The organism is Pseudomonas kribbensis, from assembly GCF_003352185.1.
In the GTDB taxonomy this organism is placed as follows: Bacteria; Pseudomonadota; Gammaproteobacteria; order Pseudomonadales; family Pseudomonadaceae; genus Aquipseudomonas; species Aquipseudomonas kribbensis.
Map to the genome: position 1 here is coordinate 4,538,890 of NZ_CP029608.1, position 12,831 is coordinate 4,551,720.

Below are 12,831 nucleotides of genomic sequence, written 5' to 3' on the forward strand. Positions count from 1 at the left end.
CCCGACCAACAGGCCGGGCTCTTTATAAGTGAAGCTGCCGGATTAGACCAGCTTCTCCAGCTCAGGTACGGCTTCGAACAGATCCGCCACCAGGCCGTAATCGGCCACCTGGAAGATCGGCGCTTCTTCGTCCTTGTTGATCGCAACGATCACTTTGGAGTCTTTCATGCCGGCCAGGTGCTGGATCGCGCCGGAGATACCGACGGCGATGTACAGCTGTGGCGCAACGATCTTGCCGGTCTGACCGACCTGCATGTCGTTCGGTACGAAACCTGCGTCGACCGCGGCGCGGGAAGCACCCACGGCAGCGCCCAGCTTGTCGGCCAGAGCATACAGGTGTTTGAAGTTGTCACCGTTCTGCATGCCGCGGCCGCCGGAAACGACGATCTTGGCAGCGGTCAGCTCAGGACGATCGGATTTCGCAAGCTCTTCGCTGACGAAGCTGGAAGTGCCGGCGTTGTGAGCAGCGGCAACCGCTTCAACGGCAGCCGAACCACCTTCAGCAGCAACCGGGTCGAAACCGGTGGCACGCACGGTGATCACTTTGATTGCAGCGGTCGATTGCACGGTAGCGATGGCGTTACCGGCGTAGATCGGGCGCTTGAAAGTGTCAGCGCTTTCGACCGAGATGATCTCGGAGATCTGGTCAACGTCCAGCTGGGCGGCAACGCGCGGCAGGATGTTTTTGCCGTTGGAAGTGGCGGCAGCCAAGATGTGGCTGTAGCCCTTGCCCAGTTCGGCCACCAGCGGAGCAACGTTTTCCGGCAGCTGATGCGCGTAGGCAGCATTGTCGGCGTTCAGGACTTTGCTCACGCCAGCGATTTTCGCAGCGGCTTCAGCCACAGCGCCAGCGCCCTGGCCTGCAACCAGAACGTGGATGTCGCCACCGATTTTGGCAGCGGCAGCAACGGTGTTCAGGGTGGCCGGGGCCAGCACCTTGTTGTCGTGTTCGGCGATTACCAAGATAGTCATGATTAGATTACCTTCGCTTCGTTTTTCAGTTTCTCGACCAGTTCAGCCACCGACTTGACCTTGATGCCTGCGCTGCGTGCGGCCGGCGCTTCGACTTTCAGGGTTTTGTTGGTGGAGGCGGTGGAAACGCCCAAAGCGTCCGGAGTCAGCGTCTCGAGAGGCTTCTTCTTGGCTTTCATGATGTTTGGCAGGGACGCGTAGCGCGGCTCGTTCAAACGCAGGTCGGTGGTGACGATGGCTGGCAGTTTCAGGGAAACGGTCTGCGCGCCGCCGTCGATTTCGCGGGTCACGGCAACGCTGTCGCCGGAGACTTCGACTTTCGAGGCGAAAGTGCCCTGACCGTAGCCGCTCAGTGCTGCGAGCATCTGGCCGGTCTGGTTGTTGTCGCTGTCGATGGCCTGTTTGCCCAGGATCACCAGCTGAGGCTGTTCCTTGTCGACCACGGCCTTGAGCAGCTTGGCCACGGCCAGGGAAGTCAGGTCTTCAGCGGATTCGACGAGGATGGCGCGGTCGGCACCCAGAGCCAGTGCTGTACGCAGCTGTTCCTGAGCGGTGGACGGGCCGATGGAGACGACGACGATTTCAGTCGCAACGCCTTTCTCTTTCAGGCGTACGGCTTCTTCCACTGCGATTTCGCAGAACGGGTTCATCGACATCTTGACGTTGGCGAGGTCTACGCCGGAATTGTCCGCCTTGACGCGAACCTTGACGTTGTAATCCACAACGCGTTTGACAGCTACAAGAACCTTCATGGATTCCTCGTTACTCTCCGGTGAAAAGAAAGTCGCCTAGGCGAACCTGGCGGTTGATGCTCATCGGGCACAAGGGCACCTCCAAAAACGCCGGCTGAGTCGGATGACCGTTCGTCAGTCGTGACCGACGAGTCATGCCGCTTCGCGGTGTGTAAACTGCGCGCCGAACCTGCGCTGCGCATCACCGGGTACCGCCTTCGCCCTGTCTTTAGAGGTGCTCTTGAAACCACCATTCAGCCTACGGCGAGCGCAAAACCGCCCGTATCTTGACCGGAACGCCCATTCTGGTCAATACGCCAAAATGCCCTGTCATAAGCCGCGCTTCTTTGATTTCTCTGGGCTGGAGCCGATTCAAACAAACGTTTGTATTGGACGCTAAGAGTGGTGTAGATATAATGCGCCGCCTAGAGAGAAAGGTGGTTTGCCCATTATTAGCCTTGACGTTAACGTAAAGGCAATAACGGATACGACACCGAACCTCCAAATTAGAAAAAAAACTGTTGAGCCTTGAGTAGGAGATAGCCTGTGGAACGCGAATACATGGAATTCGACGTGGTCATCGTCGGTGCCGGCCCCGCTGGCCTGTCCGCCGCCTGCCGCCTGAAGCAGAAGGCCGCCGAAGCCGGTAAGGAAATCAGCGTCTGCGTGGTCGAAAAAGGCTCCGAAGTCGGCGCACACATCCTGTCCGGTGCCGTATTCGAACCACGGGCCCTGAACGAACTGTTTCCGGACTGGAAGGAACTCGGCGCCCCGCTGAACACCCCCGTCACCCGCGATGACATTTTCGTGCTGAAAAACGCCGAAAGCGCGCAGAAAATTCCTGACTTCTTTGTGCCCAAGACCATGCACAACGAAGGCAACTACATCATCTCCCTCGGTAACCTGTGCCGCTGGCTCGCTCAGCAGGCTGAAAACCTGGGCGTGGAAATCTACCCGGGCTTCGCCGCTCAGGAAGCGCTGATCGATGAAAACGGCGTGGTGCGCGGGATCATCACCGGCGACCTCGGTGTTGACCGCGAAGGCCATCCGAAAGAAGGCCTGTACACCCCGGGCATGGAACTGCGTGGCAAATACACGCTGTTCGCCGAAGGTTGCCGTGGCCACATCGGCAAGCAACTGATCAAGCGCTACAACCTCGACAGCGATGCCGACGCCCAGCACTACGGCATCGGCCTGAAGGAAATCTGGGAAATCGACCCGGCCAAACACCAGCCAGGCCTGGTGGTACACACCGCCGGTTGGCCGATGGACATCATGGGCACCGAGAACACCGGCGGCTCGTTCCTCTATCACCTGGAAAACAACCAGGTTGTAGTCGGCCTGATCGTCGATCTGTCCTACAGCAACACCTACCTGTCGCCATTCGACGAATTCCAGCGCCTCAAGCATCACCCGGTGCTCAAGCAGTACCTGGAAGGCGGCAAGCGCATCAGCTACGGCGCTCGCGCGATCTGCAAAGGCGGCCTGAACTCGCTGCCGAAAATGGTCTTCAAGGGCGGCGCGCTGATCGGTTGCGACCTCGGCACCCTGAACTTCGCCAAGATCAAGGGTAGCCACACCGCGATGAAGTCCGGCATGCTCGCCGCTGAATCCGTGGCCGACGCGCTGTTCGCCGAAAAGGATGGCACCGAAGAACTGACCACCTACGTTGACGCCTTCAAGAAGAGCTGGCTCTACGAAGAACTGTTCGCCAGCCGCAACTTCGGCCCGGCGATCCACAAGTTCGGCGCCATCGTCGGCGGCGGTTTCAACTGGCTGGACCAGAACATCTTCGGCGGCAAACTGCCGTTCACCCTGCACGACACCAAGCCGGACTACGCCTGCCTCAAGCTCGCGGCCGACTGCAAGAAAATCGACTACCCGAAACCCGACGGCAAGATCAGCTTCGACAAGCTGAGCTCGGTGTTCATCTCCGGTACCAACCATGAAGAAGAACAGCCGTGCCACCTGAAACTGACCGACCCGACCATCCCGTTGAGTCGCAACCTGCCGATGTACGACGAACCGGCGCAGCGCTACTGCCCGGCCGGCGTGTATGAAGTGATCACCAAGGAAGACGGCGAGAAGCGCTTCCAGATCAACGCCCAGAACTGCGTGCACTGCAAGACCTGTGACATCAAGGACCCTTCGCAGAACATCACCTGGGTGACGCCGGAAGGCGCCGGCGGCCCGACCTACCCGAACATGTAAGTCGAACCGCTGAACATCAAGGCTCCCTGTATGGGGGCCTTTTTGTTGCCCGCGATTTAAAAGATCAAGCCGCCCGCTCATCCCCCGGGCTGCGTTCGAAATAGCGTTTGTACTCGCGACTGAACTGCGACGTGCTCTGATACCCCACCCGATGCGCCACCTGCGCAACCCCCAATCCCTCAGCGATCAACAACGTCTGCGCCTTCAACAAACGCAAACGCTTCAGATACTGCACCGGCGACAGCAACGTGCTGCGTTTGAAGTGTTCGTGAAAAGTCGAAACGCTCATGTTCGCGCAACTGGCCAATGTTTCGACGTTCAACGGTTCGGTGTAGTGCGAATGCAAATGACTGATCGACGCCGCCACCCGGGCAAACTGTCCCTGCTGCTCCACCAGCGCCCGCAGCACATCAGCCTGAGGCCCGCGCAACGCCACGAACAACAATTCACGCACCCGTGCCGGTCCAAGAATCTGGCACTCCAGCGGATCGTGCAGGCAGCGCAGCAAGCGTTCGACGCAACCGCGCATGCCATCGTCGAGCACCACCGAGGTCATCGACTCCGGGGTCTGCGCGGGAATATGCCGCCCCGGCGCCAGCCCCATGGCCAGCACCAGTTCACCGAGCAGCACCCGGTCGATCGCCACCGACACACCGAGCAACGGCGCGTCCGGCAACGCGTAGGTTTCGCACTCGAACGGCACCGGCAACGCCTGAATCAGGTAATGCCCGGCACCGTACTCCATGGTGCGCGGCCCCAGATACGCGAGCTTGCTGCCCTGAGCAATGATCATCAGGCTCGGCTCATAAATGTGCGGGCCACGGGCGACGTCGCAACTGGCACGCAACACCTGTACGCCCGGCAGCCCGGTCTGGCTGTAACCATCGCGCAGCGCCAGCGGTTCGATCAGCGAAACCAGGGTGGCGTTGGCATCAAGGTGACGGGTCAATTGCATCGGGTGGCTCTTCAGAAAAAATCACGGAAAAAGGGATAAAAGCATCATCGCAGATCCTTTTGCCAATGCGACCGCTCAACCCCGCATGCCGGAGGATTAGGCATGACACCCGGAGGAATCGCCATGGCCGGGCGACCAGACGGCGCCCAGAATGCGCCGCCTCACTTGTCACTGCTTTTGCGAGGTTTCACATGTACACCGCCATCGGCTATGCCGCTCAAACGGCCACCACTCCCCTCGCCCCGATGAAATTCGAACGCCGCAGCCCTCGGGCAGACGACGTTGCCATCGACATCCTGTACTGCGGCGTCTGCCACTCCGACATCCACCAGGCGCGCAACGAATGGGGCATCGCCGTTTACCCGCTGATGCCCGGTCACGAGATCGTCGGAAAAGTCACCGCCGTCGGTGCGAACGTCACCAAACACAAGGTAGGCGATCTGGTCGGTGTCGGCTGCATGGTCGACTCCTGCCGCACCTGCGAAGCCTGCCAGTCGAACCTCGAGCAATACTGCCTCGAAGGCCCGACCATGACCTATGCCACCCCGGACCGGGTCGACGGCAGCAACACCATGGGCGGTTATTCGGACAGCATCGTGGTCAGCGAACACTTCGTCGTGCGCATCCCCGAGAAGCTGGATCTGGCGGCGGCTGCGCCGATTCTCTGCGCCGGCATCACCACCTACTCCCCACTCAAGCATTACGGCGTGAAAGCCGGCGACAAGGTCGGGATTCTCGGCATGGGCGGCCTCGGCCACATGGGCATCAAGTTCGCCAAGGCCATGGGCGCCGAAGTGACGCTGTTCACCCGCTCCGCGAGCAAGGCCGAGGAAGGTCGTCGTCAGGGTGCCGATCACGTGATCGTCTCCACCGACGAAGAGCAGATGAAAGCAGCGGCCGGTCGCTTCGACTTCCTGCTGGACACCATTCCGGTGCAGCACGATCTCAACCCGTACCTCGACACCCTGCGCTTCGACGGCGTGCACATTCTGGTGGGCCTGATCGAACCGATCGATCCGCCGGTCCACGCCGCCAAACTGGTGCTGGGTCGTCGCGTATTGGCGGGCTCGTTGATCGGTGGCGTCGCCGAAACCCAGGAAGTGCTGGATTTCTGCGCCGAGCACAACATCAGCTGCGACATCGAAATGCTCGACATCCGCCAGATCAACGAGGCCTACGCCCGCATGATCGCCGGTGATGTGAAGTATCGCTTCGTCATCGACATGGCGACTCTGAAGCTCTGATTCCTCAGACCTTTAAGCCAAGCTCCGCCGAAAGCCGGGCCGTGACCCCTTTGATCAGGGGAATCAGCTCGGCCATTTTCTCCAGCGGCATGTACGGCACGGTGCTGGCGATGCTGATCGCCGCGACGATGTGCTTGCTCGCGTCGCGGATCGGCGCCGCCACGCAACGGATCGACGGCTCGTTGTCTTCCAGATCGAACGCGTAGCCGCCGGCCACGTATTCGGTCATCCGCTGCTCCAACTGCTCCCACGACTGCTGGGGATGTTGCGGCCAGAACTGACTTTTCCCACCCGCCGGCAGGCTGATGTCGTACAGACGCTGCCAGTCCTGCGGCGCGTCATCCAGCATCAAGGCCTTGCCGATCCCGGTGCGCGCCAGCGGCATGCGATGGCCGACCCGCGAGCGCATTTCCGGGCCGTTGCGCCCCGGATTCTTCAACAGGTACAGCACCTCGTCGCCTTCACGAATTCCCAGGTGAACGGTGTCGCCGGTCAATGCCGACAACTCGTCCAGATAAGGCCCGGCCAGGGTCACCAGCGGCAATTCTTCGCGCGCCTGGAAACCCAGTTCGATCAGCTTCGGCCCCAGCAGATAACCGACTTGCGGCACGACGCGCAGGTAACGCTCGTCCACCAGACAACTGGCCAGACGATGGGTGGTGCTGCGCGTGGTGCCGATCAGGCGGGCAATCTCTTTGAGATCGCGGGCGCCACTGGCGACGGCCTGCACCACACCCAACCCGCGAAGCAGAGTCTGAGTGCCGGTCGGCGCGGCGTCCTTGGCGTTTTTCGGGGCGTCTTCCTGCATATCCAGCCTTTAGCGTTGAGCGAGGGAACGGGCGGCATTATGGTCGCCCGACAGGGACGACTACAACTCGATGCGCTCGACCTTGCCCACCAGCAGCACGTAGGACAAAGCACCGATCAAGGCCAGAACCGCGATGTAGGTGATCGCCGGAGCGAACGAATCGCCGCTGGCCAGGAAGCCGATGACAATCGGCGTGGCAATCGCCGACAGGTTGCCGATGAAGTTGAACACCCCGCCCGTCAGTCCAAGCAACCGCGCCGGTGCCAGTGTCGAAACCAGCGACCAGGTGATCGACGCCAGCCCGTTGCCGAAAAACGCCAGGGCCAGGAAGGCAATCACCAGCGGCGTCGATTCAACGAAATTGGCGCCGATGATCGCGGTGGAAATCAGCAACCCGCCAATGATTGGTAACTTGCGCGCAAACCCGACGGTGCAGCCACGGCGAATCAGGAAGTCGGAAAAGAACCCGGAACACAGCACGCCGATGAACGCGGCGAGAAACGGCAGCGACGCCAGCAGGCCGGACTTGATGAAGTCCATGCCGCGATACTTCACCAGATAGGTCGGGAACCACGTCAGGAAAAACCACAGCGTCGAGTTCAGGCAGAACTGGCCGAGGTAGATCCCCCACAACTTGCGTTTGCTGAGGACGATGCCGAGATCGGTCCAGCTGAATTTCGCCTTCACCTTGGCGGTTTCAGCGGCGATGTCCACCAACCCGCCGCCCTCGCGGATCAAGTCGATTTCGCCTTCATTGGCGCCTTTGAAATCCCGTGGCTCGCGATACACCGCGTACCAGATCGCCGCCCAGACAATGCCCACCGTACCGGTCACGACAAACACCATGTGCCAGCCAAATTCATGTTGCAGCCACGCCAGCACCGGGGTCAGGAACGCCAGCCCGACAAACTGCCCGGAGGTGTAGAAACCGATGGCCGTGGCCCGTTCACGCTCGGGGAACCAGGTTGTCACCACGCGGCTGTTGATCGGATACGCCGGCGCTTCCAGCGCACCGACCGCCATGCGCAGCACGAACAGGGCGATGAAACTGGCGGCGAATCCGAGCATCACCGTGGCCAGCGACCACAACAGCAATGCGACGCTATAAAGGATGCGCGGTGGCACTCGGTCCACCAGCCAGCCGCCGGGGATCTGCATGGCGGCGTAGGTCCAGCCGAACGCGGAAAAGATCAACCCGACATGCACCGGATCGATGCCCAGTTCGGTGGTGAGTGCCGGGGCGGCAATCGACAGGTTGCTGCGGTCGAGGTAGTTGATGACCACGGTGATGAACAGCAGCACCATGATGAAAAATCGCTTGCGGCTGGGCGTGACTAACGTCGCTTGCCCGGTGAGGGTTTGCGGTTGCATGGGGAGAACCTCTTCTTATGTTTATTGAGGTCGAAAGGTATGCAGATCTCCGCTCCCTGGAGATCAACCTGTGGGAGCGAGCCTGCTCGCGAAGCGATCTATCAGACGGCATCGGTTTCGAATGTGCCGACCTCATCGCGAGCAAGCTCGCTCCCACAGTGTTTGGTGTTGGGTCAGAAAAGACTCACCACTCGGCAAAACTGCCATCGGCATGGCGCCAGATCGGGTTGCGCCAGCGATGGCCGACCGCCGCGCGTTCGATGACGTATTCCTCGTTGATCTCGATCCCCAGGCCCGGGCCGTTCGGGATCTTCACGAAGCCTTTGTCGTAATCGAACACCCGTGGATCCTTCACGTAATCGAGCAGGTCATTGCTCTCGTTGTAATGGATACCCAGGCTCTGCTCCTGGATAAACGCGTTGTAACAAGCGGCGTCCAGTTGCAGACAGGCTGCCAACGCGATCGGCCCCAGCGGGCAGTGCAGCGCCAGCGCCACGTCGTAGGCTTCCGCCATGTTGGCGATCTTGCGGGTTTCGGTGATGCCACCGGCGTGGGAGGCATCCGGCTGGATGATGTCGACGTAACCTTCGCTCAACACCCGTTTAAAGTCCCACCGCGAAAACAGTCGCTCGCCGAGGGCAATCGGGGTGCTGGTCAGCGGTGCCAGCTCTTTCAGCGCTTCGTAGTTTTCGCTGAGCACCGGCTCTTCGATGAACATCAGTTTGTAGGGGTCGAGTTCCTTCATCAGCACCTTGGCCATCGGCTTGTGCACCCGGCCATGGAAGTCAACACCAATGCCGACGTTAGGTCCGACTGCGTCACGCACGGCGGCGACGTTGGCCAGCGCCAGGTCGACTTTCTCGAAGGTATCGAGGAATTGCAGTTCCTCGGTGCCATTCATTTTCACGGCAGTGAAACCACGGCCAACCGCCTCTTTCGCGGCCCGCGCGGTATCGGCCGGCCGGTCGCCGCCGATCCACGAATACACACGGATCTTGTCCCGCACCTGACCACCGAGCAGATCACTGACCGACACACCCAGCGCCTTGCCCTTGATGTCCCACAGCGCCTGGTCGATGCCGGCCAGTGCGCTCATGTGGATCGCGCCGCCCCGGTAGAAGCCGCCGCGATACAACACGGTCCAGATGTCTTCGATATTGCGTGGGTCTTTGCCAATCAGGTAGTCGGACAATTCCTCGACCGCAGCGGCGACGGTGTGGGCACGGCCCTCGACCACGGGCTCGCCCCAACCGGTCACGCCCTCGTCGGTTTCGATCTTGAGGAGGCACCAGCGCGGCGGAACGATGAAGGTGGTCAGTTTGGTGATTTTCATCTGCTTGTCTCTCTTGTTAGATGCAGCGCACGCAGCGCCGGAAAAGTCTTAGCGAAGGGCTTTCCAGGCCGCCACGTAGGCCTTGGCATTGGCCGCCACTTGTTCAGTCGTCATGCCCGGTTTGAACAGCCCCGAACCGAGGCCGAAACCTTTGACGCCGGCGTCGATGAACGCCTGCATGTTGTCCGGGGTAATGCCGCCGACCGGCGCCAGAATCGTCCCGACGGGCAGCACCGCCAGCCAGGCTTTCACCACTGCCGGCCCCATTTGTTCGGCCGGGAACAGCTTGAGAATGTCCGCCCCCTCCTCCAGCGCAGCGAAGGCTTCAGTCGGCGTGGCAACGCCCGGCGACAGATACAGCCCCGCCGCTTTCGCCGCCCGCAACACCTTGGCATCGCTGTGGGGCATGACGATCACCTGGCCGCCGGCCTCCTTCACCAACTCCACCTGTTCCGGCGTCAGCACCGTGCCGGCACCGATCAGGCAATCGGCGGGCAGGGTCTTACGCAGGATGCGAATGCTTTCGTACGGTGCAGGGGAATTGAGCGGTACTTCGATGACGCGAAATCCGGCCGCATACAGGACTTCTCCGACAGCCGCGGCTTCCTGCGGATGCAGGCCGCGCAGGATCGCGATCAGACCGTTTTGCGCCAGTGCTTGCTTGAGCATGTCAGGCCTCCAGTCAGGGTTAACGGGATGAGGAATCGATCAGTCCGGCGGCAAGCGCCAATTGCCATAGCCCGCGCTCGGTGGCCTGCTCGGCCAGGGTCACCCGGGCAAAACCGCAGGCGTCGAGGGCACGGCTGTAACGGGCGCACAACTGCGCGTTGCCGATGAGGATGATCGAAGGAAGATGTGCGCCGATGCGACGGCGCCGTTGCACGGTGGCCAGCGCTGTCAGTTCGTGACCGATCAGCAGCCCGGACAGATAGTCCGGTTGTGCGGCGGCGCTGAGTTCACCGGTCAGGCCCAGGCTGCGGGCGCTGAACAGCGTCGACAGCACGCCAATCTCGCCTTCCGCCGACAACGCCACCTGCACGCCGCGATCAAATGCCTCGGCGTCGAACGTCGTGCTGTGCTGTTGGGTACGGCCGAGAATGCTGTGTTCGCTGAGCACGGCGAACACTTCGCCGGTCATGAATGTGTCGAAACGGGTGATGCAGCCGCCGGCCACTTCCACCCATTTCGAATGACTGCCCGGCAGGCCGATCAACAGATCATTGCCCGCCTCGTCCGGCAGATTCTGCAGGACGCCGAGGACCTGGGTTTCCTCGCCGCGCATCACGTTCGGCAGCTTTGAGCGCTGAATCACACCCGGCACGATATGCACATCGACACCGCGAAGACTGCGAACGGTTTGCAGGGATTTTCCGAGATCGGCGACGTTGGCCGGCGTATCGCGGTAGGACGCTTCGCACCAGCCCTGGGCGCTACCGACCATGCCGCAGGCAATGACCGGCAAGTCGGGCTGCGCATCGAGCCAGTCACCGCAGGCCTCGTCGAACGCCAGTTCAAAACCGTCGGAGCATTCACGACCGTTGATGACCCGCGGCGTCTTCGGCAACTGCATGATCCCGAACGACAGCGACCGCTGCGCCAGCACCTGCCCGCCCGCCCCGAGTTTGTAAGCACGTAGGGAGGTCGTCCCCCAATCGAGCGCGATCAATTGCGCCAGCATCGCTTCACCTGTTTTGTTATTGGCAGTGAGTGAGCTGGACTATAAACCCGGGCACAACAAAATCTCAATATATAAATAACAATCCCATAATTTGGGACAAAGGCAAAAAAATACCGCAGGCCGTAACAGCGCCTTCAGAGAAATTCACCTTCCCTGCAGGAACCGTCTCGGGCTGCGGTATTCCTGGCGCGGCTCAGTTGCCCTCGGCAAACTCCCGCAATACCTTGCCATCCATGCGATACCTCACCCACTCCTCCTGCGGCTGAGCACCAAGGGATTTGTAGAACTCGATGGCCGGGGTGTTCCAGTCCAGCACGCTCCATTCGAAGCGGCCACAGTCGTTGGCGCAGGCGATTTTCGCGAGGTGGCGCAGCAGGGTTTTGCCGGCGCCGCCGCCCCGCTGTTCGGGGGTGATGTAGAGGTCTTCAAGGTACAGGCAGTTGCTGCCCAGCCAGGTCGAATAGCTGAAGAAGAACACCGCGAAACCGATCGGCAAGCCGTCGCGCAGACAGATCAGGCCGTGGGCGGTGGCGCCTTCGCTGAACAGGCTGCGCTCGATGTCGGCGACGCTGGCGATGACTTCGTGACGGGCCTTTTCGAAGTCTGCAAGTTCAGTGATGAACGCGAGGATTTGCGGTGCATCGCTGGGGGTCGCCGGGCGGATTTCGATCGTCATGGACGGGCCTTGTCGGAAAAAGGAAAACGCCATACTAAGGCGGCGCGCGGCGCTCGTCACATGGCAATCCACGGATTAGGCTAGTGCGGCCGGTCACTCTGAAGGATATTCATGAACGCATTCGAACCACTGGCCTCACTCGCCGCCGAAATTCTGCCCCACGCACTGGAACCGTCAGAGGATGGCGCTCACGACCTGTCTCACTTGCAGCGGGTCTGGCACAACGCGCGAACCTTGCAGGCCGAGGAAGGTGGCGACCTTGAGGTGCTGCTGGCGGCTGTGCTGTTGCATGATTGCGTGGCCGTGGAAAAGAACTCGCCACTGCGTTCACAGGCATCGCGCCTGGCAGCGGAAAAAGCATCAACGGTGCTGGCAAACCTGAACTGGCCCGAAGCCAGAATCAGCGCCGTCACCCACGCCATCGAAGCCCACAGTTTTTCCGCCAACATCACACCGACAACCCTCGAAGCGCGGCTGATGCAGGACGCCGACCGTCTCGACTCCCTCGGCATGCTCGGTGTCGCCCGCACCTTCTACACGGCCGGACGCATGGGCAGCGCGCTGTACGACCCGCACGATCCCGAGGCCCGGGAAAGGGACTACGACGACAAGCGATTCTGCCTCGATCATTTCCAGACCAAACTGCTGCACCTTGCCGACGGTTTCCAGACCGCTGCCGGACAACGTCTGGCGCGCATCCGTCATCAACGCCTGAAAGGTTTCATGGAGCAATTCAAGGAAGAGATCGGCGTCGCCTGAAAGCATTACTCCGGTCAATCACGATCCTGAGATCGCCAAGCTCAGACCTAAACCACGGGCCCGACGTGTTAGATAGATGACGCTCAATTTTTC

Annotated in this window: 12 protein-coding genes; 3 read left to right on the plus strand and 9 right to left on the minus strand. The window is 60.9% G+C overall.

Features of this window, described 5'->3' with window-relative positions; genetic code table 11:
- Positions 1-42 precede the first annotated feature (42 nt).
- Positions 43-972, minus strand: coding sequence for an electron transfer flavoprotein subunit alpha/FixB family protein (locus tag DLD99_RS20635; protein WP_085710904.1), 930 nt, complete (start codon positions 970-972; stop codon positions 43-45).
- A 2-nt stretch (positions 973-974) separates the two neighbouring features.
- Complete coding sequence (locus tag DLD99_RS20640; RefSeq protein WP_007950859.1) at positions 975-1,724, minus strand: electron transfer flavoprotein subunit beta/FixA family protein; 750 nt, start codon at positions 1,722-1,724, stop codon at positions 975-977.
- Between the two features lie 525 nt (positions 1,725-2,249).
- Between DLD99_RS20640 and DLD99_RS20645 the strand changes: the two genes are divergently transcribed.
- Positions 2,250-3,914 carry an electron transfer flavoprotein-ubiquinone oxidoreductase gene (locus DLD99_RS20645; RefSeq protein WP_085696964.1) on the plus strand — a complete coding sequence of 555 codons (1,665 nt, stop codon included), beginning with the start codon at positions 2,250-2,252 and terminating at the stop codon, positions 3,912-3,914.
- A gap of 64 nt (positions 3,915-3,978) precedes the next feature.
- On the opposite strand, the gene DLD99_RS20650 is transcribed toward DLD99_RS20645, so the two are convergent.
- Entirely contained in the window at positions 3,979-4,869 is an 891-nt protein-coding gene (locus DLD99_RS20650; protein WP_114884702.1) for an AraC family transcriptional regulator, read from the minus strand.
- A gap of 191 nt (positions 4,870-5,060) precedes the next feature.
- Here DLD99_RS20650 and DLD99_RS20655 point away from each other — a divergent pair, with 191 nt between their 5' ends.
- Positions 5,061-6,113: an NAD(P)-dependent alcohol dehydrogenase gene (locus tag DLD99_RS20655; RefSeq protein WP_114884703.1), complete on the plus strand. Its 1,053-nt coding sequence runs from the start codon at positions 5,061-5,063 to the stop codon at positions 6,111-6,113.
- Positions 6,114-6,117: 4 nt separating this feature from the next.
- Here DLD99_RS20655 and DLD99_RS20660 read toward each other — a convergent pair whose 3' ends face one another.
- The 6 genes from DLD99_RS20660 to DLD99_RS20685 all read right to left on the minus strand — a co-directional run bounded on the left by DLD99_RS20660 (position 6,118) and on the right by DLD99_RS20685 (position 11,979).
- Positions 6,118-6,921, minus strand: coding sequence for an IclR family transcriptional regulator (locus DLD99_RS20660; RefSeq protein WP_114884705.1), 804 nt, complete (start codon positions 6,919-6,921; stop codon positions 6,118-6,120).
- Between the two features lie 60 nt (positions 6,922-6,981).
- Complete coding sequence (locus DLD99_RS20665; RefSeq protein ID WP_114884707.1) at positions 6,982-8,292, minus strand: MFS transporter; 1,311 nt, start codon at positions 8,290-8,292, stop codon at positions 6,982-6,984.
- Between the two features lie 184 nt (positions 8,293-8,476).
- Positions 8,477-9,625, minus strand: coding sequence for a galactonate dehydratase (gene dgoD, locus DLD99_RS20670; RefSeq protein ID WP_114884708.1), 1,149 nt, complete (start codon positions 9,623-9,625; stop codon positions 8,477-8,479).
- A 48-nt stretch (positions 9,626-9,673) separates the two neighbouring features.
- Entirely contained in the window at positions 9,674-10,294 is a 621-nt protein-coding gene (locus DLD99_RS20675) for a 2-dehydro-3-deoxy-6-phosphogalactonate aldolase (protein WP_096820983.1), read from the minus strand.
- A gap of 19 nt (positions 10,295-10,313) precedes the next feature.
- Positions 10,314-11,303, minus strand: coding sequence for a 2-dehydro-3-deoxygalactonokinase (locus DLD99_RS20680; protein ID WP_114884710.1), 990 nt, complete (start codon positions 11,301-11,303; stop codon positions 10,314-10,316).
- 193 nt (positions 11,304-11,496) lie between these two features.
- Positions 11,497-11,979, minus strand: a complete 483-nt coding sequence (locus DLD99_RS20685) for a GNAT family N-acetyltransferase (protein WP_039770630.1) — start codon at positions 11,977-11,979, stop codon at positions 11,497-11,499.
- Positions 11,980-12,090: 111 nt separating this feature from the next.
- Here DLD99_RS20685 and DLD99_RS20690 point away from each other — a divergent pair, with 111 nt between their 5' ends.
- Positions 12,091-12,738 carry an HD domain-containing protein gene (locus tag DLD99_RS20690; RefSeq protein WP_114884712.1) on the plus strand — a complete coding sequence of 216 codons (648 nt, stop codon included), beginning with the start codon at positions 12,091-12,093 and terminating at the stop codon, positions 12,736-12,738.
- Positions 12,739-12,831: the final 93 nt, after the last annotated feature.

What these genes read in the sequence shown, in the direction of transcription:
- DLD99_RS20635 (WP_085710904.1), bottom strand. Translation starts at nt 972, where the DNA reads ATGACTATCTTGGTAATCGCCGAACACGACAACAAGGTGCTGGCCCCG.
- DLD99_RS20640 (WP_007950859.1), bottom strand. Translation starts at nt 1,724, where the DNA reads ATGAAGGTTCTTGTAGCTGTCAAACGCGTTGTGGATTACAACGTCAAG.
- DLD99_RS20650 (WP_114884702.1), bottom strand. Translation starts at nt 4,869, where the DNA reads ATGCAATTGACCCGTCACCTTGATGCCAACGCCACCCTGGTTTCGCTG.
- DLD99_RS20655 (WP_114884703.1), top strand. Translation starts at nt 5,061, where the DNA reads ATGTACACCGCCATCGGCTATGCCGCTCAAACGGCCACCACTCCCCTC.
- DLD99_RS20660 (WP_114884705.1), bottom strand. Translation starts at nt 6,921, where the DNA reads ATGCAGGAAGACGCCCCGAAAAACGCCAAGGACGCCGCGCCGACCGGC.
- DLD99_RS20665 (WP_114884707.1), bottom strand. Translation starts at nt 8,292, where the DNA reads ATGCAACCGCAAACCCTCACCGGGCAAGCGACGTTAGTCACGCCCAGC.
- dgoD (WP_114884708.1), bottom strand. Translation starts at nt 9,625, where the DNA reads ATGAAAATCACCAAACTGACCACCTTCATCGTTCCGCCGCGCTGGTGC.
- DLD99_RS20675 (WP_096820983.1), bottom strand. Translation starts at nt 10,294, where the DNA reads ATGCTCAAGCAAGCACTGGCGCAAAACGGTCTGATCGCGATCCTGCGC.
- DLD99_RS20680 (WP_114884710.1), bottom strand. Translation starts at nt 11,303, where the DNA reads ATGCTGGCGCAATTGATCGCGCTCGATTGGGGGACGACCTCCCTACGT.
- DLD99_RS20685 (WP_039770630.1), bottom strand. Translation starts at nt 11,979, where the DNA reads ATGACGATCGAAATCCGCCCGGCGACCCCCAGCGATGCACCGCAAATC.
- DLD99_RS20690 (WP_114884712.1), top strand. Translation starts at nt 12,091, where the DNA reads ATGAACGCATTCGAACCACTGGCCTCACTCGCCGCCGAAATTCTGCCC.